22 protein-coding genes are annotated in these 25,648 nt (G+C 59.5%); 12 read left to right on the plus strand and 10 right to left on the minus strand.

Annotated elements, in window-relative coordinates; genetic code table 11:
* Positions 1-59: 59 nt before the first annotated feature.
* Together FBZ99_RS15025 and FBZ99_RS15030 are read right to left on the minus strand one after the other, a co-directional pair.
* Positions 60-1,943, minus strand: coding sequence for an MFS transporter (locus FBZ99_RS15025; RefSeq protein WP_113350660.1), 1,884 nt, complete (start codon positions 1,941-1,943; stop codon positions 60-62).
* A 370-nt stretch (positions 1,944-2,313) separates the two neighbouring features.
* The gene (locus FBZ99_RS15030; protein WP_113351044.1) at positions 2,314-3,513 is read right to left on the minus strand and encodes an MFS transporter; all 1,200 of its coding nucleotides are present in this window, start codon (positions 3,511-3,513) and stop codon (positions 2,314-2,316) included.
* A 468-nt stretch (positions 3,514-3,981) separates the two neighbouring features.
* Between FBZ99_RS15030 and FBZ99_RS15035 the strand changes: the two genes are divergently transcribed.
* The 6 genes from FBZ99_RS15035 to FBZ99_RS15060 all read left to right on the plus strand — a co-directional run bounded on the left by FBZ99_RS15035 (position 3,982) and on the right by FBZ99_RS15060 (position 9,928).
* Positions 3,982-5,541, plus strand: a complete 1,560-nt coding sequence (locus FBZ99_RS15035; RefSeq protein ID WP_113350659.1) for a DUF4070 domain-containing protein — start codon at positions 3,982-3,984, stop codon at positions 5,539-5,541.
* Positions 5,542-6,000: 459 nt separating this feature from the next.
* Entirely contained in the window at positions 6,001-6,243 is a 243-nt protein-coding gene (locus FBZ99_RS15040) for a DUF1127 domain-containing protein (RefSeq protein ID WP_113329568.1), read from the plus strand.
* A gap of 357 nt (positions 6,244-6,600) precedes the next feature.
* Positions 6,601-7,275 (plus strand): response regulator transcription factor, encoded by a 675-nt coding sequence (locus tag FBZ99_RS15045; protein ID WP_162748753.1) that lies wholly within the window; start codon positions 6,601-6,603, stop codon positions 7,273-7,275.
* Positions 7,272-8,627: a sensor histidine kinase gene (locus FBZ99_RS15050; protein ID WP_113350657.1), complete on the plus strand. Its 1,356-nt coding sequence runs from the start codon at positions 7,272-7,274 to the stop codon at positions 8,625-8,627. Before FBZ99_RS15045 ends, FBZ99_RS15050 begins: the two co-directional genes overlap by 4 nt.
* A 96-nt stretch (positions 8,628-8,723) precedes the next feature.
* On the plus strand, positions 8,724-9,314 hold the full coding sequence (locus tag FBZ99_RS15055; RefSeq protein ID WP_112723326.1) for a class I SAM-dependent methyltransferase: 591 nt from the start codon (positions 8,724-8,726) through the stop codon (positions 9,312-9,314).
* Positions 9,311-9,928 carry a DedA family protein gene (locus FBZ99_RS15060; protein WP_145633953.1) on the plus strand — a complete coding sequence of 206 codons (618 nt, stop codon included), beginning with the start codon at positions 9,311-9,313 and terminating at the stop codon, positions 9,926-9,928. Before FBZ99_RS15055 ends, FBZ99_RS15060 begins: the two co-directional genes overlap by 4 nt.
* Positions 9,929-9,951: 23 nt before the next feature.
* On the opposite strand, the gene FBZ99_RS15065 is transcribed toward FBZ99_RS15060, so the two are convergent.
* Complete coding sequence (locus tag FBZ99_RS15065; RefSeq protein WP_113329572.1) at positions 9,952-10,983, minus strand: class I SAM-dependent methyltransferase; 1,032 nt, start codon at positions 10,981-10,983, stop codon at positions 9,952-9,954.
* A gap of 253 nt (positions 10,984-11,236) precedes the next feature.
* Here FBZ99_RS15065 and FBZ99_RS15070 point away from each other — a divergent pair, with 253 nt between their 5' ends.
* Both FBZ99_RS15070 and FBZ99_RS15075 read left to right on the plus strand, forming a co-directional pair.
* Entirely contained in the window at positions 11,237-13,180 is a 1,944-nt protein-coding gene (locus tag FBZ99_RS15070; RefSeq protein WP_246661121.1) for a putative bifunctional diguanylate cyclase/phosphodiesterase, read from the plus strand.
* A 34-nt stretch (positions 13,181-13,214) separates the two neighbouring features.
* Positions 13,215-13,601: an ester cyclase gene (locus tag FBZ99_RS15075; RefSeq protein ID WP_113350654.1), complete on the plus strand. Its 387-nt coding sequence runs from the start codon at positions 13,215-13,217 to the stop codon at positions 13,599-13,601.
* Here FBZ99_RS15075 and FBZ99_RS15080 read toward each other — a convergent pair.
* From FBZ99_RS15080 to FBZ99_RS15100, 5 genes are all read right to left on the minus strand, one after another.
* Positions 13,598-14,800 carry an MFS transporter gene (locus tag FBZ99_RS15080; RefSeq protein WP_113350653.1) on the minus strand — a complete coding sequence of 401 codons (1,203 nt, stop codon included), beginning with the start codon at positions 14,798-14,800 and terminating at the stop codon, positions 13,598-13,600. The genes FBZ99_RS15075 and FBZ99_RS15080 overlap by 4 nt on opposite strands.
* A 122-nt stretch (positions 14,801-14,922) precedes the next feature.
* The gene (locus FBZ99_RS15085) at positions 14,923-17,250 is read right to left on the minus strand and encodes a cation:proton antiporter domain-containing protein (protein ID WP_113350652.1); all 2,328 of its coding nucleotides are present in this window, start codon (positions 17,248-17,250) and stop codon (positions 14,923-14,925) included.
* Positions 17,251-17,405: 155 nt separating this feature from the next.
* Positions 17,406-18,611 (minus strand): 3-oxoadipyl-CoA thiolase, encoded by a 1,206-nt coding sequence (gene pcaF, locus FBZ99_RS15090; RefSeq protein ID WP_113350651.1) that lies wholly within the window; start codon positions 18,609-18,611, stop codon positions 17,406-17,408.
* 114 nt (positions 18,612-18,725) lie between these two features.
* Positions 18,726-19,415, minus strand: coding sequence for a 3-oxoacid CoA-transferase subunit B (locus FBZ99_RS15095; protein ID WP_113350650.1), 690 nt, complete (start codon positions 19,413-19,415; stop codon positions 18,726-18,728).
* On the minus strand, positions 19,412-20,119 hold the full coding sequence (locus FBZ99_RS15100) for a 3-oxoacid CoA-transferase subunit A (protein ID WP_069610268.1): 708 nt from the start codon (positions 20,117-20,119) through the stop codon (positions 19,412-19,414). The genes FBZ99_RS15095 and FBZ99_RS15100 overlap by 4 nt, the downstream gene beginning before the upstream one ends.
* Positions 20,120-20,272: 153 nt before the next feature.
* On the opposite strand from FBZ99_RS15100, the gene FBZ99_RS15105 reads away from it, so the two are divergent.
* Positions 20,273-21,028 carry an IclR family transcriptional regulator gene (locus FBZ99_RS15105; RefSeq protein ID WP_113329580.1) on the plus strand — a complete coding sequence of 252 codons (756 nt, stop codon included), beginning with the start codon at positions 20,273-20,275 and terminating at the stop codon, positions 21,026-21,028.
* A 203-nt stretch (positions 21,029-21,231) separates the two neighbouring features.
* Here the strand turns inward: FBZ99_RS15105 and FBZ99_RS15110 are convergent, their stop codons facing one another.
* On the minus strand, positions 21,232-22,119 hold the full coding sequence (locus tag FBZ99_RS15110; protein ID WP_145633955.1) for a helix-turn-helix domain-containing protein: 888 nt from the start codon (positions 22,117-22,119) through the stop codon (positions 21,232-21,234).
* Positions 22,120-22,232: 113 nt separating this feature from the next.
* On the opposite strand from FBZ99_RS15110, the gene pobA reads away from it, so the two are divergent.
* Complete coding sequence (pobA, locus tag FBZ99_RS15115; protein ID WP_113350648.1) at positions 22,233-23,405, plus strand: 4-hydroxybenzoate 3-monooxygenase; 1,173 nt, start codon at positions 22,233-22,235, stop codon at positions 23,403-23,405.
* Positions 23,406-23,413: 8 nt separating this feature from the next.
* Here pobA and pcaQ read toward each other — a convergent pair whose 3' ends face one another.
* Positions 23,414-24,340 carry a pca operon transcription factor PcaQ gene (gene pcaQ / locus FBZ99_RS15120; RefSeq protein WP_113350647.1) on the minus strand — a complete coding sequence of 309 codons (927 nt, stop codon included), beginning with the start codon at positions 24,338-24,340 and terminating at the stop codon, positions 23,414-23,416.
* A gap of 94 nt (positions 24,341-24,434) precedes the next feature.
* Between pcaQ and pcaD the strand changes: the two genes are divergently transcribed.
* A complete protein-coding gene (gene pcaD, locus FBZ99_RS15125) occupies positions 24,435-25,241 on the plus strand; it encodes a 3-oxoadipate enol-lactonase (RefSeq protein ID WP_113350646.1) in 807 nt (268 codons plus the stop codon).
* Positions 25,241-25,645 (plus strand): 4-carboxymuconolactone decarboxylase, encoded by a 405-nt coding sequence (gene pcaC, locus FBZ99_RS15130; RefSeq protein ID WP_113350645.1) that lies wholly within the window; start codon positions 25,241-25,243, stop codon positions 25,643-25,645. The genes pcaD and pcaC overlap by 1 nt, the downstream gene beginning before the upstream one ends.
* The last annotated feature ends 3 nt before the right edge of the window (positions 25,646-25,648 follow it).

Raw genomic sequence — 25,648 nt, forward strand, 5'->3', positions numbered from 1 at the left:
GGCGAGACGAAGCAAAGAAAGGCCCGGCGTGCCGCATCTGAACGCCGGGCCTTATGCGGTTACTTGATGCTGTTCAGATCGACGCCCTTGGTTTCCCGAACGAAGATAAGGCCGATGATCAGAGTCATCGCAGCAATCGCGATCGGGTACCAGAGGCCGTAGTAGATATCGCCCTTGGCGGCGCTCATGGCGAAGACCGTTGCGGGCAGCAGGCCGCCGAACCAGCCGTTGCCGATATGATAGGGCAGCGACATACCTGTATAGCGGATGCGGGTCGGGAACATCTCAACCAGGATTGCGGCGATCGGGCCGTAGACCATCGTCACATAGATGACGAGGATGGTCAGGATGAAGATGGTCAGCGGCCAGTTGATGACCGAGGGATCGGCAACCATCTTGAAGGCACCACCCTTGGGTATGGTGTAGACCGGCATTTCGGTCGCGCCGCCGGCCTGATCCGCCGTCAGAAGCTTCGCCTTGACGAGATCCGCGACCGGAGTGACTGTCTTGTCGCCCGCCCGCACGGTTGCCGCATTGAGCCCGAGTTCCGGGTTTGCGGCGATGAAGGCATCCAGCTTGGCGTCCGGTACCTTGGCGGGATCGCGCGCCAGCGGGAAGCCGGCCTTCTGCAGGGCAAGGTTCATGTCATGCGTGAATGCCGCGCTCTTCGCTGCTGCACCGGCACCTGCCGCCGTCGCATCGTAAGAGGTGATGGTCGCGTCGCCGACCTTGACCGTCGCCGGCTGCCCGGCTGCGCCTTCGACAATCGTATAGGGCACGGACGACTTCGCCAGGAAGGACGTGGCGATATCGCACGAATTGTTGAACTTGGCGGTGCCTACGGGATTGAACTGGAAGGTGCAATCGCCAGGAGCAGCCGTCACCGTCGCCCGGATGGTTTGCTCCGCTTGGGCAAGCGCCGGATTTGCGGCATTGGTCAAAGCCTTGAACAGCGGGGAATAGGTGAGGATCGCCAGTGCAAGGCCCGCCATGATGATCGGCTTGCGGCCGATCTTGTCGGAAAGCCAGCCGAAGAACACGAAGAAACCGCTGCCGATCAGAAGCGCGATCGCGATCATGATGTTGACCGATTGGCCGTCGACCTTCAGCACGTTCTGCAGGAAGAACAGGGAGTAGAATTGGCCGGCATACCAGACGACCGCCTGGCCGGCGGTAAGGCCGAGCAGGGCGATCAAGGCGATCTTGGCATTCTTCCACTGGCCGAAGGCCTCGGAAAGCGGAGCTTTGGAGCCCTTGCCCTCTTCCTTCATCTTCTTAAATGCCGGCGATTCGCTGAGCGACAGCCGTATCCAGACGGAGATGGCGAGCAGAAGGCAGGAGAGCAGGAAGGGAATGCGCCAGCCCCAGGCGGCAAAGGCATCCTTCCCGAGGGCGTTCTGGACGATCAGGATAACGATCAGCGACAGGAACAGGCCGAGCGTCGCAGTCGTCTGGATCCAGGAGGTGTAATAGCCGCGTTTGTTGTCGGGTGCGTGTTCGGCGACATAAGTCGCAGCACCGCCATATTCTCCGCCGAGCGCCAGACCTTGCAGCAGGCGAAGGATGATCAGGACGACGGGCGCGGCGATGCCCCAGCTCGCCGATCCGGGAAGGACGCCGACCAAAAAGGTCGAAAGACCCATAATCAGGATCGTGACGAGGAAGGTGTATTTACGCCCGACAAGATCGCCGATGCGCCCGAAGACGAGGGCGCCGAACGGCCTGACGAGGAAGCCGGCGGCAAAGGCGAGCAGGGCGAAGATATTGCGGGTTGCTTCCGGATAGTCGCTGAAGAAGGCCGTGCCGATGAAGGCGGCCAGAGAACCGTAAAGATAGAAATCGTACCATTCGAACACGGTTCCAAGGGAGGAGGCGAAGATGACCTTCTTCTCCTCCCTGGTCATGCCTCGACTCGTCGTCTCGGCCACGGACGTGGATGCCATGAATCAATCCTCCCAATTGCACCAGGGACATGGTCAAAAGACCCGTGTCATGTCCCCCATAATGACATTACGCAGGACTTTCCTGCCGATGGGCGCGGAAAGTCGCGCCAGTGGGTGCTCTCCTGATTTCCTCCCCCAGAAGATCACGCACCTGATGCATATGTGAGTGTTGGCCAAAAATTGAAAATTGCAATGGCTGCAACCGCTGCCGCTTACGGAAATCTGTGTGTAAGCATCAAGAAATACGAATATGTCCTTCCCCAGCGTGGCGGCAAGGGCTTTTGGCCGAGAAAAGAGCTGTCGGGCTTGGTGAAATATGAGGCACCCGACAGGTTTCGCGGAAGCGGGTCCAGGCCGTTTCCAGCCTGTCTTATGCCGCCTGCAGTTGCAGGCGGCGCATTGGCGGAAAGGCAAGCGCGATGGCGGCAGCCCCCAACCCCACAAGGGACGAGCCGATGAAGAGCCAGGAATAATTGGCGAAGGTATCGAAGATCCAGCCGCCGATCAAAGGCCCGGCGGCCATGCCGATGCTCGAGAGCATCGATGCCGCGCCAAAGACGGTGCCGATGACGCGCGGTCCGAAATATTCGCGCGCGAGCACGGCATAAAGCGGCATGACACCGCCATAGGCGCTGCCGAAGATGACCGCCAAAGCATAGAACTCGCCGAGTTCACTGACCATCAGATAGGTAGCAAGTGCCGCCGCCTGCACGAGAAGGCCCGCAACAAGCACCGGTTTCACACCGAGCCTGTCCGCCAGCGCCCCGTAAAGAAGACGGCCGCCAAGGCCTGCGAGGCCCTCGACGCTATAGATGCTGACTGCTGCCATTGGCCCTACACCACAGATGGTGGCGTAACTGACCATGTGGAAGATCGGCCCGGAGTGGGCTGCACAGCAGGCAAAGAAGGTCGCGCCGAGTACGAGGAATTGCGGCGAGCGGAAGATCCGGCCAAGGGGCAGGCTCTGCTCTTCCCTCTGCCCGCCCGAAGCGGTGGCTTCGGCAAGAACAGGTGCCCGCCGCACCAGCAGTGCCGCCGGTATCAGTAGAACCCAGGCCATGATGCCGATGATGAGCATGGCGAAACGCCAATCGTAAGCGGAAATCAGGTAACGGGCGAAGGGCGATACCGTCATAGGTGCAACGCCCATGCCGGCCGAGACCAGCGACACCGCAAGACCTCTGCCCTCGTCGAACCAGGCGGTCGTCGCTGCGATCATCGGTGCGAAGAAGGCGCTGGCGGCAAGGCCGACGAGAATACCGTAGGTCAGCTGGAATTGCAGAAGCGAGCCCGCCCGGCTTGCCAGAACAAGCGCAAGTCCAAGCAGCAACGCTCCGATCACCACCACGATGCGGATGCCGAAACGATCGCTTGCGGCACCCCAGGCAAAGGCGCCGAGGCCCATGGTCAGGAAATTCAGCGTCATGGCGGCAGCGATGCCGGCATGCGACCAGCCTGTATCGGCGGCAATTGGTACCTGAAAGATCGCCAAGGAAAACATCGCGCCGAGCGCAACACAGGTCATCAGCGCGCCGGCACCGACAATCACCCAACGATAGGACGAACTCATTTTTGCAGCTCCCTTCATCCGGTTCAGCTCACGCGCGAAAGATCGGATAATATCCTTTCGCGTCATATCTGGAATAAAGACGATTGCGTCGGGACGATTTCGACATTGCCGCCGGAAAAATTTTTATCGGCGGTGCGGGAACACGTTGAAGCGGCCTGGATGAGAGGCGTCCTCGGCAACCGAAGTGGTAGAAGCTTACCCTCCCCTTGAGGGGCCTCGAAGGGAGGTTTTGTTTCGCACCCAGTGCGCCCCGCTAGAAAAATGTCCTCCTGCGGGGTGATGGCCTGAACGTCCAGCCGCCGCCAGCATCCGGAATTTAATCTTGAGCTCATATAGGGCTGCTAAGACAGCCGCCTCGATGCTGGAAGACCCTGCTTCGCGGCTGTAAGGCCAGCGCATGCAGCTGCAAATGACATACATGCTCAAAGCAATACCGAACCAGATTCATATCATGGAGCGGACCATTCAATGGCTCATATCGTCATCATCAATCCGCGTTTCGAAACCTCTTATTGGGGCATGGAGCACGCTCTGCCGCTGTTCGACGTGAAGGCCAACCTTCCGGTTGCCTGCCTGCCTTTGCTGGCGGCGCTGACGCCGGCCGAACATACCGTCACTCTGGTGGACGAGAATATCGAGCCGATAGACTACGGCCTTTGCGAGAAGGCCGATATCGTTGCGCTGACGGGCATGATCGTCCAGCGCTTCCGCATGACGGAAATCCTGACCGAGCTCAAACGGCGCAACTGTTTCACCGTCGTCGGCGGACCTTGGGTTACGGTCAAGGAGGATTATTTCGGCAATCTCGTCGATGTCTCCTTCATTGGCGAGGCGGAAGAGACATGGCCCAAATTCCTGGCTGAATGGCAGGAGGGTCATCATGCGCGGCGCTATGAACAGGCTGACAAGACGGATATGAGCAAGGTGCCCGTGCCGCGTTTTGATCTCCTGAAGATGGACGAATATGCTGTCGGCAGCATCCAGTTTTCGCGCGGCTGTCCCTTCACCTGCGATTTTTGCGATATCATCGTCGTTTTCGGCCGCAAGCCGCGCATCAAGACCAGTACGCAGATTATTGCCGAGATGGAGGCCCTGCTCGCCTCCGGAATGGATACGGCTTTCATCGTTGACGACAATCTGATCGGCAACAAGAAGGCAATCAAGGAGGTCCTGCGGGATGTCGTTGCCTGGCAGGAGCGCCATCATTACCCGATGACGTTCCTGACGGAGGCATCGATCGATCTGGCTGACGATGCTGAATTGATGCAGTTGATGGTCGATGCCAATATCCGCGTCGTCTTCATCGGCATCGAAACTCCGAACGAGGAGGCGCTGCGCGAAACCAAGAAGCTGCAGAACCTGCGCAAGGGCGGGACGATGCTGGACAAGATCCACACGATCCAGCAGACCGGGATGGAAGTCTGGTGCGGCATGATCCTGGGCTTCGATAGTGACGATGCGACCATTTTCGATGCGCAGCGGGTCTTCATCAGGGATGCGCGCATCGTCAACGCCATGATCGGCATGCTGGCGGCGATTCCGAAGACGCCGCTTTATACGCGCCTCGCCAAGGAAGGTCGCCTCGACCACGACGATCCGCCCGCCTATGGCACCAATGTCATACCGCTCAATCTCTCGCGCGAAACCCTGCGGGATGGATATCTTTCGGTTCTAAGCGATCTGCACGAGCCGGCCGCCTATTTCGATCGGTTGGATGCGCTTTACATCGATGCGCGTATCGAACCGGAAAGTACCCGCTTACGCCACCTGCGCCGCCATCCACTGCGCCTGCTGGCACTCAACGCGACATGGGCATTCGAAGCTGTCGGGATTTTCCTCCGGTTGATGCGCCGAGTTAAGGAGGCTGATTTGCGCGCCACTTACCGCGCGCGGCTTTTCAATCTCCTGCGGCATCGGCGCTCTCCTGTCGTCCTGCAAATCTACGCCATCAAATGCGCCATGCACTACCACGCCCATATTATGGTGCAGCAGATGCGCACTGGCGGCGGTATCGTCAATTCATTCTAACGGGCTCTGTAATTTCCGTTTGTCGTCGGGCTCGCCTTGCGGCCGCGGTCTAACATTTCGTTCGCAGACGATTATTCGACACCATCGTCACTGTTGCTTCGATGCAACATATTGTGCCGGATATTTGCAATTCGAAATTGTGGGGTTGCCGATTTGTGGATCTCGCGTATGATTACGCCATCCGTAAATCGAACAAGGAGGCGTGACATGCATAATTCACATATGTTTACCTACGTCTCCGGCGGAATGATGTCGATCGCCATGGTGTGTGCTGCACCAACCGCGCGGCGACTCTATAATTAAAGCTCAAAAGAGCTTTATTTTCTGCCGCTTAGGCGTTTTCCCAATAAACCTATATGACTTGCCGAGGGTGTGATTTGGTGTGTCGTTGACGCATCGACTCCTGAAGCCGGTCAAGCTTCAAGAGGACCTGGTCGCGTGACTGCGCCAGGAATAGCGATGACTCATTCACAATTTATAGTTGCCGAGAGTTTGACGGCGACGGTCGATGAACTGTACCAGAAATTCGGTGCGTGGAGGACTGCGCGCGCCCTGCTGTTTGTTGTCTGGAAACGGCGGCAGACTTATGAGCAGGTATACGGATTATCGAATTATCAGCTTCGGGATATCGGTCTTCCCGAGCGTGAGGAAGGGCTGGATTATCGCAGCTTGCTGGCGTTGCATGTGAGCCGCCTTAAATGAGGTGGGTTTGATGCAGATGGGCACTTTACGGCTCGTCCTTCTTGACCTCTGCTGGTTCGAGAATGGCGGTGCGGCTGCGAAATCACGACGGACGGGAAACCATTTGTATGGTGGGTTCACCGCTCCGTTCGCTGTAGCCTACCTATCAGCCGCCGCGCGGCGGATATCGCAGGGGGAGGCGATGCCTTCCCCTGTGACCTGACTGGCGTCGAAAGCCGAAACTGGCCGATATCTTTCCTACCGACAGCGTATCGGTCTGAATTCTCCAGTGAATGATGAAGTGTCGCCTGGAGAGGGTCGCAATCTTCCCGCAATCCGCTTATGCAATGCAATCCTTACATTTTTGGGGACGGTTCATTGCGGATATTGTTGCTTGAAGACGAGCCGGAAATGGCTGCGGCGCTGAGCGCTGCGTTGCAGGCTCGCGATGCCGTCGTCGATCACGTCTCGATCCTGGCCGATGCCGAAGAGGCTGCGATCAATCTCCCTTATGATGTCATTCTCCTCGACCGGCAGGTTCCGGATGGCGATGGCTTGTCGATCATTCCGAAGCTGCGCGCGGCCGGCATCGATACGCCCGTTATCGTGTTGACGGCACGCGGCGATCTCGACGACCGTATTGGCGGCCTTGATACCGGCGCCGACGATTATCTCGTCAAGCCTTTTGCCATGGAGGAGCTTCTGGCGCGACTGCGCGCCATCCTGAGGCGCCCCGGCGAACTGCGGAGCGAGGTGATGAATTTCGGCAGGCTATCTTATGACTTCGGCTGTCATGACATCCTGATCGAGGGTGAACGGCTCGAATTGCCCCGCCGGGAAGTTCTGGTCTTTGAGGCGCTTGCGCGTCGGCTTGGTCGCACGGTATCGCGCCACGCTCTGGAGGAGGCTGTCTATGGGTTCAGCGAAGATATCCAGTCAAACACCCTGGATGCGCATATCTCCCGTCTTCGCCGCAAGCTTGCCTCGGTGGAGTCCGGGCTGGAGATTCATCCTGTTCGCGGCATTGGCTATCTGATGAGACTGAAATCATGAGCGGAGGCCAGCCTTCCTTGCGATGGCGTCTCGTATCGCGCCTATCATTCCTGCAAGCGATCTTCCTGTCGCTGCTTGCGGTGCTCATCGTGGCTGCTCTTTGGGCGACCGGCAGTTTCATCTCTCTTCAGCCGGAAGATGAGACCATCGATGCCATCTCCCGGTCCCTTGGGCGCGATCAGAATGGTGCCCTTATGCTGAAGGAGACGGCAGCGCTTTTGGCGCGGCGTGGGGATCTGCCGGGTCTCTGGTTCGTCGTTCGCGATCGCAGCGGCGCCACGATCAAGGACGGAAACGTACCCGCGGCCTATGCCGCGATCGGCGCTGCGCTCGACGGTGTCGGACAAGCCCGTTTCGGCGGCAATCTCGGCGGCAGCACCGTACCTGCCGCCCGGTTGCAATGGGTCTCGTCTCCGGCCGGTGAGGTCCAGGTTCTGACAGGTATGGACGGCAGCGTGTCGACGATCCGTGTCCTTGGCGCGGTGGGCATTGTCTTCTTCAGCGCTCTTCTGCCGCTGCTCATCGTAACGGCGATCGCAACGGTGATTGCCGCGCCGCTCGTGATTCGCCGCGCTTTTTCTTCGCTCGATTCCGCCGTTGCCCGCGCCGGGCAGATCGATATCAATCGCCAGGGGATGCGGCTACCGATCGATGATGTTCCGCGCGAGATCCTGCCGCTTGTCGAAGCCGTCAATGACGCGCTGAGCCGGCTGGACGACGGCTATGAGCGGCAGAAGCGTCTGTTTTCCCATCTTGCCCATGAGTGGCGGACGCCGGTCGCAATCCTGCAGGCACGTCTCGATGGTCTGCCGGCAGGCCCTTTGAAGGAGCGGCTGTTTGAGGATACGGTGCGCCTTGCGACGCTTGCCGAGCAGTTCCTCGATCTTCAGCGCCTCAATCATCGCTTCGAGCCAACTTCAGTTGATCTCGTACAGGTCGCCGAACACGTCGTTTCGGAACTGGCGCCGCTCGCGATCGCTGCCAATTACGAACCCTGTTTCATCAAGGACGAGGAGGCCGTGGAGATCCTTGGCGATCGCATGGCCATCGAGCGGGCCGTCACCAACCTCGTGCAGAATGCGATTCAGCATGGCGGCCGCCGCGGCAGGATCACCGTCCATGTCGGCTGTGCCACCGGCATCACCGTAAGCGACGAAGGAAATGGTGTCCCGCAAGAGGAGCGGGACCGCATCTTCGAACCGTTTCACCGCCTCCAGGGACGCAGCAAAGGTTTCGGCCTCGGGCTGAACCTCGTTCAGGAGATTGCGAGGCTCCATGGCGGAAAGGTTTGCGTCATCGACGGACCGACGGGTGGTGCGTCTTTCAGATTGAACTTTCCGATGGCCGGATAGCCTATCGGCTCCCGATGCAATGTTCTCGCAATCGGCTCCTCCTAGGAAAAGCCTGCCGCACAGGCGAATCTCTTGAGCCCCTACTGGCGGGAACATATGTCAAACACATCACTATTCTTGCGAACTCTGCTGACCAATCCGCGCATGGTGGGAGCGATCGCCCCCTCCGGCCCGGTCCTAGCCAATCTGATTACAAGCGAAATTGGTCCTTCGGCGGGACCGATCCTCGAGCTCGGTCCGGGCACGGGAGTATTCACACGAGCCCTACTCGCACGCGGCATATGCGAAAGCGATATTACGCTGATTGAATCCGCTGATAGTTTTGCCAGTCTGCTGCGACAGCGGTTTCCTGATGCCCGCGTCATCTGCGCCGATGCTGCGCGGCTTGATGCCTATGACTTGCCTGAAGGAGAGCTGTTCGGCTGTGCGATCAGCGGGTTGCCGCTACTTAACATGTCGCCGAAGACGGTCATTGCCATTCTTGCTGCGGTATCAGCGAGGCTGCGTGAGGGCGGGGCACTCTATCAGTTCACCTATGGCCTGCGCTGTCCGATACCGCATCGCCTGCTCGACCGGTATGGCTTCAAGGCAACGCTGCAGGGCCAGGTGCTGCGCAACTTTCCGCCTGCTAGGGTCTATAAGATCGTCCGGCGCAGGCCGATAAAATCTCCGGCTGCCGCCACATGAGTGACTCCTCCTATATGTTGGATGTTCTGCCCGATCTGGCGGCGTGGGGACTGTTCGGCCTTGCATTGTGTTCCGCGATCGAGAAGCTTGTCCCCATCCTACCGTCGATCGCCCTATTCTTGATGCTGGGCATGCTGGGTGTCGCCAACCCGGTTGATCTGCCTGCAGTGATCGCCGTTACCGCCGCCGGTTCAACGGCAGGCTCGCTGTTCTGGTATGGAATAGGCCGTTGGCTGGGACCTGCGCGTGGCGACCTCTTCGTGCTGAGGATGACCCGGCGTCTGGATATCAAAGAAGAGTGGTATCTGCGCCTGAAACGCAATTATCATGGTCATGCCATACGGGCCACGCTCTTCGGTCAGCTTGTGCCTATCGTTCGCGCCTATATGGCATTGCCAGCAGGTGTGCTTGCCATCCCGGCGCCAGGCTTTGCCATCGCGACATTCTGCGGCGCATTGATTTGGAATACGCCGTTTCTGGTATCGGGTTATTTGTTGCGTCAACAAATATTGGCGCCAGATGCAGCAGCACCTGCCGCCGTCGTAGCAATCATCTTGGTCAATCTTCTGCTTGCGCTGCTGCGATTTTACCGGCCAAGCCGTAGCGCGGCTTAGCCGGTCATCATGCTTACCGTCGGCTATACGGTCAGAACGGCGTATATGACGCCACCGTTTTCGCCGCGTGTAAGGGAAACATCGGCGATCGGGTGTTTGACCTTGTCGATGATCGACTGGACATCCTCGTCCGTTCGCCAGATCAGCGGCCAATTCATGAAGGTCTCCATATAACCTTCGACACCGATATCCTTGGCGAAGTTTGCGAGCAGGAATTTGCCGCCGGGCTTCAGCATCTGCAGGCAGCGTTCCGTCAGACGCACGGCTACGCTTTCAGCCAGATAATCGTAAAGGCCGGCTGCATAGATGAAGTCGAACGTGCCGAGCTTCTGCGCGCGTCCCAAAATGGTGCGAACGGAGCCATTGATCGCTTCGATGCAGGTGCCATGGAAGGTCGAGCTCACCGCCCCGACACTGACCGGGTCCTGATCAAGCGCGACCCAGCGCTTGAGCCTGCCGCTCTGCAGAGCCTTTGAGAGCTCCGCTTCGCGAAGATGGCCGGCCGCGATTGCCAGGACTTCGGCGCCATCCGTCGCCTCCGCCACTGCATCGACGTGGGCTGCCAGGATCTCCCGCCTTTCTCGCACGGCGACGGCGGATGGTGCGCGCCGGGTGAAATCGTAAACTTCTGCGCCCAGCGCCGAAGCTTCCGCCACCTGTGCGGCAACGGCCGGATGTTCATAGATGAAATCCAGCAGATAGGCATCGCCGCTGTAGCCGCGCGGCTTTTCGAAGGACCATCGCGTCAGAGGGTCCTGCAGCAGGTAGGACGACACGGGATGCCCCTGCGCCACCGAGGCGAGATGTGCCCAGGTCAGGGGTGTCGTCTTGTTTTTCAGCGCCTGCAGACGCTCCGTCAAGGCTTGCATGGTGCCTGGAACGGGCGCGTTTGCTTCGAACGCCTGCTGCGTGAGGGAGAGAATGAGGGCGAGTTCGGCCTCGCCCTCCTTTATTTGGTCGGTTGCAATGTTGTTACCGGACGATCTCGTATGTTCCGAGATGGACTGGGAGGTAACGAGGCTGAAGCCATCAAGAGCGGTTTGAAATTGTTTCAATTTTAAATCATTCCGTGAACACTACGCAAACCATATCTCATATAAAAATTGAGCGCTATGGTTTTGTTAATGTCGCTGCGGCAACGCTGTCGTTATCAAACGGATCAAATTAGCCGCCGTGGTGAAGCGAGCGATTTGTTCATTCGAGCGACGCAAAGGTAACGCGGTGGACATGAGGTCTCGGCTAACTCGGGTGATGATGAGCATGCGTCGATTGTCGGGAAACAGCGATCTTGGTCAGAGCGAGGCTCGCATGACTAACCGCCCCGATGAGCTGCGCGGGCTCTACAAAGCCTATAGCAACGATGCGCGGCGCGTCTTGGCTCGCAGCGGTCTGTGGCTTGCCGTGCCCGTTTATATCCTCTTCCTGGTCACGGATCTGGTCTTCATTCCCGACGTCTCGCACGTGACGATCCCTGCGCGGTTTCTGATTGGGGGCTTTTCGCTTTTGATCCTGGAAATGCAGTTTTCGCGGCAACGTCGTGCCGGCGAGCTTGAGGCGACATGTGCTGCGGCCGTCGTTCTTGGATATGTCGTGTGGCTGCTGCCGGCATTGCAGACGGCCAATGCCGAGGCATTCTCCTATTATGCCGCCTTCGGCGCCATCTTCATGATGGGCGTTAACCTGTTCTTCAGCCTTGAATTCGGCCTGGCACTGATGTCGTCAGGGCTGATCTTCGCCTTTTTCCTGCTGTCGCTGACGGAATTTCACTATAGCGCCGCCTACTGTCTGGCCTTCACCACCTTCTATCTCTGCTGCTTCGTGTTCACCTCCTATGTGAACTGGAAACTGAACAAGGAGCGTTTCAACGTCTTTCTCAATGCCAGGGAAGCGGAGCTGCAGCAGCGCCAGGCGACCGAGCGCGGCGAGGCGCTTCTGCGGCTTTCGATCACGGATTCCCTGACCGGGATGGAGAACAGAAGAGCCGCGGATATAAGGCTGAAACAATTTTGGGATCGCTGGCGCGAGAAGGGCGCAGCATTCGCCATCCTGCTGGTCGATGTCGACTTCTTTAAGAAGTATAATGATTATTACGGCCATCAGGAGGGGGATCACTGCCTTGTGACGGTTGCCAATGCGCTGTCGAACATCGTTGCTCCACTCGGGGCAACGGTGGGACGTTACGGCGGCGAGGAATTCATCGTTATCCTCGATCTGGAGAGCAGTTCGGATGCGCTGGCTCTGGCGGATGCCATTTGTCAGGGGATAGAGGCTCTCGATATCGTCCATGCACAACGTCTGGACGGCTTCCGGCATGTCACGGTGAGCGTTGGAGCGACCATTACGAGAGACGTCGCCGGCGCGAAGCTGGAGAACGTGATCAACGAGGCAGACCGTGCTCTGTATTCGGCAAAGGCGAGCGGCCGCAATTGTGCACGGATCTTCGATCCGAACGAGCTGCCGGGCGGCGATGCGAGCGAGAATATCGCGGCTATTTTGAAGATCGCCATCCAGCAGAACCTCGTCTCGCTGGTCTACCAGCCGATCCAATATCTCCAGACTGGAGAAATCGGTGCCTATGAAGCTCTGATGCGCCTGCAGTTGCTCGACGGATCGAATGCTTCTCCCGCCGTCTTTATCCCGATAGCGGAACGCACCGGCGCCATCATGGAACTCGGCTATTGGGCGATCAGAAGGGCCTGCTGTGATTTGCTTACCCGCGACATTGTCGACACGGTCAGCATAAACGTCTCCCCGATCCAGCTGCGGGCTCCGGGTTTCGCCGCACAGGTGGCCGCTATTCTGGCGGAAACGGGCGTTTCGGGTCACAGGGTGGCGTTCGAGATCACCGAGGGCGTCGATATGGAGATACGCCCCGATGTCCTCGACAGCATTCAGGATCTGAAGAAGCTCGGCATCAAATTCTGGCTGGATGATTTCGGCACAGGTTTTGCCGGATTGTCATGGCTGCGGCTGATGGAATTCGAAACCGTCAAGATCGACAAATCCTTCCTGCATGACGCGGCAAGCAACGACGGTGCGAAGATCCTTCTCGAGGACATCATCGGTCTGGTGCGCAATCGCGGCCATCGCATTCTGGTCGAGGGCGTGGAGGACGAGGAGCAGCTCAATCTCGTCAAATCCTTTGGCATCGATGCCGTTCAGGGATACCATATCGGCCGTCCTGCACCGGCGCTCAAGCATCCGATTACGATGATGCATACGAGTCGCCGCCGTCTGCAGGCATCGGCCTGAAGCGCAGGCCGCCTCCAGGGCGTGGGTGATGAGAATGGCAAGCGTCGATCTGTCCGAGGTCTACCGAGGCTATATTGCCTGTCTGAACAAGCAGGATTGGTCGAATCTGGGTAAATTCGTCCATGAAGACGTGCATTACAATGACGCCTACATTGGACTATCGGGCTATTGGCAAATGCTCGAAGGCGATTTTCGCGCCATTCCTGATCTTCATTTCGATATCACTCTACTGATCTGCGAACCGCCACGCGTCGCAAGCCGCCTGCAATTTGATTGTAGGCCGACGGGAATGCTGTTCGGTATGGCGGTGAATGGCAGAAGGGTGCAGTTTGCCGAGAATGTCTTCTATGAGTTTCTGGATGGGCGGATCCGGAACGTCTGGTCTGTCATCGACAAGGCTGCAATCGCAGCTCAGCTCTAGGACTTCTTCCCAAGGCGCAACGCGATAAAGCCTGCTGCGAATGCCGCGAGGCCGCTTGCGATAATCGGGCCGGAATAGCTGCCGGTATGGTCGAAAATAAAGCCTGCTGCAGTTGGCCCGATCAGGGCTGCCACACCCACGGCCGAATAGAGATACCCGATAACCGCACCAATCTGGCGCGTGCCGAACAGATCGGCGGCGACAGCCGGATAAAGGCCGACGCACCCGCCATAGCTCATGCCGAAGATCAATGCGAACAAGATCAGCTGGATCATGCCTGATGCCGACGCCCATATGGCAAAGGAGGCCGCGACTGCAAGGGTGAGCGATGCCAGCAGTTGCTGGCGGCCGAAACGATCTCCCAGGCCTGCCAGAAAGAAGCGGCCGATGACGCTGCCGACACCGATAACGCTGACAAGGGCGGTTCCGTCCTGAATGGAAAGCCCCATGTCGCGGGCGGCGGCGACGATATGAACATAGGGGATGAAGGTGCACAGAGAGGACAGGAGCAGCACGATATAGAAAAGCCAGAACCGTCCGTCGCGCCATATAGCGGGGAGCTTGGGATTGCCGGCGTGCGCCGGGAACGAGATCGTACCGTCACGGCGCTTGCGGACAAGCAGAGCCGCCGGTATGCCAAAAACGGCGAAGATGCAGGCAAGCGCAAGGAAACACCCTCGCCAGCCGATGAAGGGAAGAGCCTGGCCGATGGCGAAGGGCAGGATCAAGGTCCCAAGCCCAATCCCCGCCGTCGCGACGCCCGACGCCTGGCTTCGTTTGTGGATGAACCAGGATTGCACCGCTCCGATCGCCGGAACGTATGACAGGCCGATCCCAAATCCGACGCCGAAGCCATACCAGATGTAAAGTGCGGTCAAGGATCCGGCACGACTGGCGGCGATATAGCCAATGATCATTGCACCCAGTCCCAGAAGAACAAGGCTGCGCGACGACCATCTGTCGGCGAGAGGCCCGGCAATCGCGCCGAGCGAGTAGAAGAGAAATGCGGAAATGGAAAAGACGAGGGCGACCTCGCCGCGCGACGCATTGAACTCCGCAGCAAGCCCCGGCAAAGTGGCGGAGAAGGAGTAGGCGGCTCCGAACGTCACGGTCGTCAGCACATGGGTGGCGGCGACGACCTTCCATCCATCCCGCGTATCGGCTTCTTCATGGTCGCGCGAAAGGATAAGGTCGGGCATATCGGGCTCTGCAAAAGATCGTGCTGCTGGTCAATATGCTTCACGGGGCTACGTTCGAGAAATGAATAGTGCTGATGGCGCCTATTGATTCTCTTGATCCATCCCACCGTTGACGGACAGGGCTATTCGCGAATTGCCTGCGAGGCGGCCAGGTCGGTTTCAATGAAGACGCATGATCTGTCTGCTGTTTGCAGCAGTGTGTCTGCCACGCTGCCATAGGAGAGGCTGCCACTGGCTCGCTTGCTCACGCCGATCACGATCAGATTATATTTGCCGCTTCGGGCGTGCCGCAGGATCGAGAGCTCCGGTGACGGTCCTTGCTGAACCACCTTCTCGATCTCGACGCCATAGTACTCCGCGATCGCGCCGACCTTGTTGAGAACGTCCCATTGGTCATTGCCTCGGTCGCTGATGCGCGGAATGGCTCTGACCTGTCGCGGTTCAACGATCCGCAGCAGGGCGCAATGGGCTCCCGCCGCCTTCGCAATCGCAAGCCCGAATTCGGCTGCCCGGACGGAGCGTTCGGTGCCGCTGACGGGCAGCAGGATTCTCAAGTCCTGGGGACGTTCGGGGAGCATACCGCGTGCTGTTACGATAGCTGACGTTCCCTGGAAGGCAGAGGTCATGATTTGCAGGGCCGTGCTGAAGCGCCCGTCTTCGCCCATGGTCGGTTCGATGCCCATGAAGAGGAGATCGTGGCCGGCACCCGAGACATCTTCGAGCATGGTTTCCAGCGTGTCGTTCTTCTCCCGGACCGTAACATGGATATCGCTTTCGCTGGCCATATCCTGCTTCGGGGAAGCCGACGCCAGTAAATCGGTCGCGCATTGTCTCAAATCGTCAGCGACGGCTCGACCTTGCGGCGCTGCGCCTGTCGTCGCTGTATCATTTGGATCGTATATTGCGTCGCGTGGTTCCCTGATATCCAGGACGGTGACAGGCATCTTGCGCGTCACGGCGAAGAAGGCGGCGATCCACGTGGCGAGGCGGCTGCTTTGCGAGCCATCCACGGTCAGCAGGATGCGTTCGAAATTTCCGAGGAAGCTTTCGCTTTCGAATTCTTCACGTTCGAGCCGGTCACGCTCCTCTTCGCGCAATGGCAGGCGGGCAAGCGCCCAGCGAAGTGTTGGTGGCATCGCCATCGTAGTGATGACGGCCATGGCGACAATGATGGAGAAGAGTTTCTCGTCCAATACGCCGACGGACAGGCCTATGGTCGCGACGATGACTTCCGTCGATCCCCTGGCGTTCATTCCACAGCCGAGCGCCAGAGCTTCGGATGCCGAATAGCCGCCAAACTTGGCGGCGGCAAAAGCGCCTCCGAACTTGCCGATGCTCGCTATGATGACGATGGCGGCCGTCAGCAGCAAGATGGAGGGATCGGCCAGCACGGTAAGATCGGTCTGCAGGCCAGTCAGCCCGAAGAAAACAGGCATGAACAGCGCCGTCGTCAAGCCGCGAAGCTGGACGTCGATCTGTCGGGTAAGGATCGGCGATTCACCGACGAGAATGCCGGCGACGAAGGCGCCGAGCACGGTATGGACGCCGATGAGATTGGTGATGATGGCCATCCCGCCCATGATCGCAACGATGGCGCTGAGCACGGGCAGGTCGCTGCGAAAATTATCGTTGGTCCAGCGGATGATCTCGAACACGATCCGCCGTCCTACAGTGAAGCTCACGGCCATGAAGGCCAGTGTGCCGATGACGCTGGTCGCCAGTGTCATGAGATCGACCGTCCCTTTTTCCGCAAGACCAAAGGTTATGGCGATGATGACCCACCCAACCGTATCGTCGATAATGGCCGAAGCGACGATCAGCTGACCGATGTTCCGGCGCATGAAATCCATTTCGCGGACGACGGAGGCGACGATCTTCACGGAAGAAATGGAAAGCGCGGTACCAAGAAAAAGTGATGTGACCAGCCGCTTTTCGGGATCGGGAAGAAAGGCGTCCGGGATGAGCTCGCCGAGTGCAAAGCCGGCCGCAAAGGGAATGACGATGCCCGTCAACGAAACGCCGGCCGCCGATTTGCGCAGGCGTTTCGCAAGAGCGAGATCGGTCTCCATGCCTGCGAGCAGCAGGAGAAAGAGAATGCCGAGCTGGCCGATCGCGTCGGTCATGCTCTTTTGCGCGCCGTCCGAAGGAAAAAGGCTCGCTTGTGTATGCGGGAAGATCAGGCCGAAAAGGGAGGGACCGAGAATGATGCCGGCGATGATCTGACCCATGATCGATGGCTGGCCGATGCGCACCATCAATTCGCCGAGCAGCCTGCCCGATACGACAAGCAGAATGATCTGGACCAGGAACAGCCCTTCCGAAGGGTGGCTGGCCTTCTGCCCTTCGACAGCGAAGGCGGATTGCGCAATCGACAGCAACAGGGTGATGGCAATGAGAATGATAACGGCGGCTGACGGAAATGCTTTTAAGACATTCTGGCGTGATGGCATGGACTGATCCCACTGAGCAGCAGGAAAAACGCGCCAGAACCTTTGCCGTTCCAGTTTTATCGCTGGTTGCAGCCTTCAATGACCCGGCGTCGGGTTTCGGCCGCGAGCATGATCCGCCGCTCATGTGGCGCCGGACCCCCGCCTGTTCGCAACGATCAGACCCGTTCCAGCGCGATGGCGATGCCCTGGCCGACGCCGATGCACATGGTCGACAGCGAATAGCGGCCGCCGGTTTCCTTCAGCTCCAGGGCGGCGGTACCGGTGATGCGGGCACCGGACATGCCAAGCGGATGACCGAGCGCGATGGCGCCTCCGTTGCGGTTGACGCGCGTATCATCATCGGCAATGCCGAGTTCGCGCAGCACGGCAAGCCCCTGCGAAGCGAAGGCCTCGTTCAATTCGATAACGTCGAACTGTTCCTGGTCCATGCCGAGGCGCGTCATGAGCTTGCGGGAGGCGGGAACCGGGCCGATCCCCATGATGCGCGGGGGAACACCGGCGGCCGCACCGCCGAGAATGCGGGCAATCGGTGTCAGGCCGTATTTCCTGGCAGCTGCCTCTGAAGCAATGATGAGCGCGGCAGCGCCATCATTGACGCCGGAGGCGTTGCCGGCCGTCACCGTGCCGCCTTCCTTCTTGAAGGGCGTGCCGAGCTTTGCAAGCGCCTCCATGGTGGTTGCGCGCGGATGCTCGTCCTTGCCGACAATGACAGGATCGCCCTTGCGCTGCGGGATCGTGACCAAAGTGATTTCCTTGGCAAGCCGGCCGTTTTCCTGTGCCGTGGCTGCCTTTGCCTGCGAACGAACGGCAAAGCCGTCCTGGTCTTCGCGGCTGACCTTGTAATCTTCTGCGACGTTCTCGCCGGTTTCCGGCATGGAATCCACGCCGTATTGCTTCTTCATGACAGGGTTGATGAAGCGCCAGCCGATGGTGGTATCGTAGATCTCGGCATTGCGCGAAAAGGCGCTTTCAGCCTTGGGGATGACGAAGGGCGCGCGCGACATGCTTTCGACGCCGCCGGCGATCATCAAATCAGCCTCGCCGGCGCGGATGACGCGGGCGGCTGCGATAACGGCATCCATGCCCGAACCGCAAAGCCGATTGATCGTCGTGCCGGGCACTGAAATCGGCAGGCCGGCCAGCAGGCTTGCCATGCGCGCGACGTTGCGATTGTCCTCGCCCGCCTGGTTGGCGCAGCCATAGATCACGTCGTCGACGGCTTCCCAGTCGACAGAGCCGTTGCGTTCGATCAGCGCCTTCAGTGGTATTGCACCGAGATCGTCGGCGCGGACGGAAGAAAGCGATCCGCCGAAGCGGCCGATCGGCGTGCGGATGTAATCACAGATGAAGGCTTCGGTCATGGTCTTCTCCCTACGGCATGGCGCGCAAAAGTGAGCAGCGGATTTGCGACAACGGCATGCGAAATATTATAAGCTTAAAGCATTGCGCGCGAATCTGAAAGATCGCAACGAGCTTTAGAGCGTCGGCACGATCAGGTCGGCAACCGGGCCGTCTGTATGCAGGGGCGCACCGGTCATCGCTTGCAGCTCGTTCATCGTCATGGCAGCGAGTTTTTCGCGCACGACGAAACCTTGCTTGCCAATGTCGATGACTGCATGGCTCGTATAGATACGGGTGATGCAGCCGACACCGGTCAGCGGAAAGGTGCAGGCCTCCACCAGTTTCGGTTTGCCGTCCTTCGTCACATGTTCGGTGATGACAAAGACCTGCTTGGCGCCATGGACCAGATCCATGGCTCCGCCGACGGCAGGTACACCCTTGGAGCCGACGCGCCAATTGGCAAGATCGCCGTTCTGCGCCACTTGATAGGCGCCGAGGATCGCGACATCCAGATGGCCGCCACGCACCATGGCGAAGCTATCGGCGTGGTGGAAAAAGGACGCGCCCGGTTTCAGCGTGACGGCCTTTTTGCCGGCGTTGATCAGATCCCAATCTTCCTCGCCTTCCGCCGGCGGCTCGCCGAAATTCAGGATGCCGTTTTCGGTGTGGAAGATCGCCTGGCGGCCCGGCGGCTGATAGCGGGCGACCATTTCCGGAAAACCGATGCCGAGGTTAACATAGGCGCCGTCTTCGATATCCTGAGCCGCGCGCCAGGCGATCTGGGCGTTGGAGAGCTTGATGTCTTCGCGTGTGTCGATGGTCATACGTAGGCCACTCCAGCTCGAATGAGATTTTCTTCCTGCTGCGGATCAGCGACTTCAACGACACCATTGACGAAGATGCCGGGGGTTACGATGTGCTCGGGATCGAGCTCGCCGGCGGCAACGATTTTCGAGACCTGTGCGATCGTCTTGGCCGCGGCCATGCACATCAGCGGATTAAAATTGCGGCCGGCCTTGTTGTAGATGAGATTGCCCTGCACGTCGCCGACTTCAGCCTTGACGATGGCAAAATCGGCCTTGAGCCAGCGCTCTTGAACATAGTGGCGGCCGTCGAATTCGGCGATGACCTTGCCGTTGGCGAGTTCGGTGCCATAGGCGGTTGGGGTATAAAAGGCTGGAATGCCGGCGCCGCCGGCACGGATACGTTCGGCGAGCGTCCCCTGAGGCACCAGCTCCAGCTCTATTTCGCCAGCTAGATAGCGGTCGGTGAAGGCGCGCGGATCGGACGAACGCGGGAAGGAGCAGATCATCTTCCTGACCATGCCGGCATCGATCATCGCAGCGATGCCGATACGCCCGTTGCCGGCATTGTTGTTGATGACGGTCAGGTTCTTCGGGCCTTTGTCGATCAGCGCATGAATGAGTTCGATCGGCGCACCGGAGCCGCCAAAGCCACCGATCATGACGGTCGCACCATCGCCGATCTCGGAGACGGCAGCCGCCGTGCTCGCAATTGTCTTATCCATGCGCAAACTCCCACTTGCCAATGCGGGCGGACCAAGGCGCCCCGTCCTCTTCCTTTCGAATAGATCAGCAAGGGCTGGACGGCAATTATTTTGTGCGATATTTGACATTTGTTCATATATCGCACAAAATGCCGCCAAAATCGGGGATCAGAGATGCGCGAAACGGATTTCGTCAGCGGCTTTGCCAAGGGATTGAAAGTCATCGAAGCCTTCGGCGAGACGCAGCAGCGCCTGACGATTGCCGAAGCATCGAAGCTGACCGGCCTCGATCGCGCCACCGTGCGCCGTTCGTTGCTGACGCTCTCCGAACTCGGCTATGCCACTTATGACGGCAAATTCTTCACGCTGACGCCGAAGATCCTGAGGCTCGGCCACGCCTATCTGGCCGCGACGCCGCTGCCGACGATCATCCAGCCCCATCTCGATCAGCTTGCTGAGCGCGCCGGGCAGAATGCGTCAGCCTCGGTGCTCGACGGCACGGAGGTCGTCTACATCGCCCGCGCCTCGCAGCGCCGGGTGATGTCGATCAACTTGACGCCGGGCAGCCGGCTTCCGGCCTTCTGCGCCTCGATGGGCCGCGTTCTGCTGGCCGCTTTGCCGGAAAGCGAGGCGCGCTCCGTGCTTGGGCGAACCGACCTCAAGGCGAACACGCCCAATACCAGGACCGATCCGGAGGAGCTGATGGCGGAATTCCGCCGGGTGAGGGAACAGGGCTACGCCGTTATCGACCAGGAACTGGAGATCGGGCTGTGCTCGATTGCCGTGCCGGTCGAAAACGACCGTGGCCAGACTGTGGCGGCGATCAATATCGGCGCACCGGCCGCCTATGTCGCGGCTTCCGACATGGCCGAGCGCTTTCTGTCGCTGCTGAAAGAGACGCAGAAGGCACTGCGGCTAGTGCTGCCGTAGCTTTTGTGTATTTTCGGGGCCATCCTCGTCCTTCGAGGCTCCGCCTTCGGCTGCGCACCTCAGGATGAGGATGGAGCATGCCCGACGCTCGATATGCTTTGGAGCCTCTTTTTGGCGAAGTGAGAGGATTAGCCCTCATGGTGAGGAGGCCTGTAAGGCCGTCTCGAACCACGAGGGCGGGTGATTACCCGATTGATTTCTGTTCACATTCCCAACCTCTCCCTCTCCTCGATGCGCCAGGCGCGCGGCGTCTGGCCGGTCTGCTTGACGAAGAAGCGGGAGAAATAGGCGGGGTCGGCAAAGCCGAGGCGATAGCTGATTTCCTGAACGGTCGCGAAGGTGAAGACCAGCTCGCGCTTGGCCTCATCCAGCAGCTTGCGTGTGATCAGCTCGTGCGCGCCATGCCCGGTTCTGCCACGCACGATGCGGCTGAGATGGGCCGGCGAGATGCCAAGGCTTTCCGCATAGAAGGCGGCCGGCTTGTGCGAACGGAGGTGGCGCTGGATGAGGCCCTGCAGCATCTCCATACGGCGCTCGCTCTCGTCGCCTGGGTTCGACCCGTCGTCGGCGTTTTGGGCGATCCGCGCCGTCAACAGCAAGGCCGCGGTCAGATAGGCCTCCAGCAGGTCGTTGCGGCCGCTGCGGTGGCTTGCGAATTCTTCGCCCAGACGTTTCAGCGTGCTGGCGACGTGCGCGGCATCTTCGTTGCGGGTGTCGAGCAAGGTCAGATGCGGATCGGCAAGCCATGTCCCGAGCCTGCTGCGATCGCCAGGCGAGGCCTTCAGATGCGAGATCAGCACCGTGATGACGAAGCCCTCTATGTCTCGCGAAAACCGGAAGCCGTGATTGAGGCGTGGCGGAATAGTAATCACGGCGGGTGGCGTAATGGCGTGGGAAATTCCGTCGAAGATTGCGTCGCCGGATCCGGCATCTATGTACAAGATCTGAAAGAAGCTCTCATGCCGGTGTGGACGGATTTCCCAGTGATGGAGGCTGCTGCGAGAGGAGATCGTCTCGCAATGTAGCCAGAAATCGGGCTTGCGACCGGTATTTTCGCCATAGAGCTCATAGGTCGGCACATTCTTCGTCATGGCACTCCTCGCTTACCATGTTCGATTTGTGCAATTTCGTGACCGAAATGTCCATTGCGGACTTACCTCGCGCCGAAGAGACTTGAGGCAAGAAATACGCATGGGAGGAGACGATGCGCACTCAAGTCGCCATTATCGGTTCGGGGCCGTCCGGGCTTTTGCTCGGCCAGCTGCTGACGGAGGCCGGCATCGACAACATCATTCTCGATCGGGTCGGCAAGGATTATATTCTCGGCCGCGTGCGCGCCGGCGTGCTGGAGGAAGGCACCGTCCGATTGCTGGACGAGGCAAAATCCAGCGCGCGGCTGTATGCCGAGGGCTTGCCGCATGACGGCTTCTCGCTCGCCTTCGACGGCCGTGATCATCGTATCGACCTTCATGGCCTCACCGGCGGCAAGCGGGTCGTCATCTATGGACAGACGGAGATGACCCGCGACCTGATGGCCCGCCGCGAGGAAAGCGGCGCTCTAACCATCTACAGCGCTGCCAACGTCCAGGCGCACGGGTTCGATGGCGATATGCCCTATCTGACCTATGAGAAAGACGGCGTTTCCCATCGCATTGATTGCGATTTCATTGCCGGCTGCGACGGCTTTCATGGCGTCAGCCGCAAATCGGTTCCGGAAAAGGCAGTCCGCAGCTTCGAGAAGGTCTATCCCTTCGGCTGGCTCGGCGTGCTGGCGGAAGTAGCGCCCGTCAATCACGAGCTGATCTATGCCAACCATCCCCGTGGTTTTGCGCTCTGCTCGATGCGGTCGATGACGCGCAGCCGCTATTACATCCAATGTCCGCTCGACGAGAAGGTCGAGGACTGGAGCGACGATCGCTTCTGGGACGAGCTGCGCCGTCGATTGCCGGCCCATCATGCCGAGGCGCTGGTGACCGCACCACCCTTCGAGAAATCGATCGCGCCGCTGCGCTCCTTCGTGGCCGAGCCCATGCGTTTTGGCCGCCTCTTCCTGGTTGGCGATGCGGCCCATATCGTGCCGCCGACCGGTGCCAAAGGGCTCAATCTGGCGGCAAGCGACGTGCATTACCTGTTTTCGGGTCTTGTCGAGCATTATCAGGATCGCTCCAATACCGGATTGGATGCCTACTCGGCTCATGCGCTCGCCCGGGTCTGGAAGGCGGTGCGCTTCTCCTGGTGGATGACAACGATGATGCATCGCTTTCCCGATACCAGCGATTTCGACCAGAAAATCCAGGAAGCCGAACTCGACTATCTCACCCATTCGCGTGCCGCGTCGACCGCGCTCGCCGAGAATTATGTCGGCCTGCCGTTCTGAGCGAGCTTTTAGAGCTTCTTGGCGATCTCGCTTGCCGCTTGCCGGATGGTCTGCATCAGGATCGACAAGGGAAGGGTGGGGATGGCGTCGGTGCGCATGGTCAAGCCCACCGGCCCCTTCGTCTCGCTGGTATCGATCGGCAGAAGTGCTAATAGTCCGTCCTCGACATCGCCGGCAACGACGCCGGCCGAGATGATCCAGATAGCGTCGCTCGAGCGCACGAAGGCGCGGCCGAAGGAATCGGAGACGGTCTCGATCTGGTTGGGCAGCCCGCCGGCGCCGTTGGCGATCAGAAAGCTCTCGACGAAGGGTCGGATGATCGAGCCGCGCGTCGGCATCAGGACTGTATAGCGATTGAGATCGGAAAATAGCGACTGCCTGTCGGACAGAAGCGGATGGCCGGCCCTGACGGCGAAGACGACCTGTTCGGAGTAGAGGTGCTCGAAGGAAAAGCCGGTCATTTTGTCGGGGCTTGCCAATCGGCCGACGACCAGATCGAGATCGCCGATGCGCAACTGCTCCAGAAGGACCGCGTTTTCGCCGGTCACGATCTTGATGCGGCTCCAGGTCTCTTCCTTGAGAAACAGGTCCATTGCCCGCGGCATGATCCGCGTCGAAACCGTCGGCAATGCGCCGACGCGGATCGGCGGCGCTTCGCCGGAGCGCTCCTGCGAGACGGAATCCAGCCCTTGTCGGAGTGCTGTCAATGCGGCACCGGCATGGCGAAGGAAGACTTCGCCGTAGCGGGTGATGCGGATGCCGCGCCCGTCGCGCTCGAAGACGGCGACACCAAGCGCTTCTTCCAGCTCGCGGATGGTCTTCGTCACCGCCGGCTGGCTGATATTCAGCAGGCCAGCCGCCTTGATCACGCTTTTCTGGCGCGCAACCTCGACAAAGGTCTGCAGATGGCGGAACTTGATGCGTGCGTCGAGCATGCTCACCCATAACCCCGGAGTTATCGTAGAGCAAAGAAATATCATTTTACCTAACCAGATTATACATCCAATCTCGCACCCGAGGAGATTTCCAGTGCAGTTTGCCCGCATCAACGACGTCACGATCCATTACCAGATCATTGGCGGCCCCGCCGACAAGCCGGTTCTTGTCTTTGCCAATTCGCTCGGCACCGATTTCCGGATCTGGCGGGATGTGATCGTGCGGCTCGCCGGCGATTTCGCCATCGTGCTTTACGACAAACGCGGCCATGGTCTCTCCGATCTCGGCCAGATGCCCTATACCATTGAGGACCATGCGACCGACCTCGCCGGCCTGCTCGATTTTCTCTCGGTCAAAAATGCGATCGTTTGCGGCCTGTCGGTCGGCGGGCTGATCGCGCAGTCGCTCTATCAGCGGCGACCGGACCTGGTACGGGCGCTGATCCTCTGCGATACTGCCCCCAAGATCGGCACGACCGAGAGCTGGAATGCCCGCATCGCCAAGGTCGAGGCTGATGGTATCGAATCCATCGTCGATTCCATCATGGAGCGCTGGTTCACGCCCGCCTTCCGTCGTCTGGAAAACCTCGCCTATGCCGGCTATTGCAACATGCTGATCCGCCAGCCGGTTGCGGGCTATGCCGCTACCTGCGCGGCCCTTCGCGATGCCGATCTGACCGAAGCCGCGGCAAAGATCGCCGTGCCAACCATCTGCATCGTCGGCGATCAGGACGGCTCGACGCCGCCGGAGCTGGTGCTTTCGACGGCAAAGCTTATTTCGAATGCGCGTTATGAAGTTATCAAAGACGCGGGCCACATCCCCTGCGTCGAACAACCCGAGGCGTTGACCGAAGTCATCCGTGCCTTCATCGATGTCGTCCTGCGTGGAGAACAAGCCTGATGAATGATCCCACCGCGCCGTCCGAGCGTTATCTGCAGGGCATGGGAACGCGCCGCGCAGTCCTGGGCGACGAGCATGTCGATCGCGCGCAACAGGGCGTGACAGAGTTTGACAAGCCTTTCCAGGAGCTGATCACCGAAGCGGCCTGGGGGCACGTCTGGTCGCGCCCGACGCTCAGCCGTCGCGAGCGCTCCATCGTGACGATCGCGCTTCTGGCGGCACTCGGCCAGGATGACGAGGTGGCAATGCATGTGCGCGCCACGCGCAACACCGGCGCGACGCGCGACGATATCTGCGAGGCGCTTCTGCATGTGGCGATCTATGCCGGCGTGCCGGCGGCAAACCACGCGATCAAGATCGCCAAGCAGGTTTTCGAACAGATGGACGCCGAACAGGCGGCATGAAGC

It is taken from the genome of Rhizobium sp. ERR 1071 (assembly GCF_007828675.1).
Classification (GTDB): Bacteria; Pseudomonadota; Alphaproteobacteria; order Rhizobiales; family Rhizobiaceae; genus Rhizobium; species Rhizobium dioscoreae.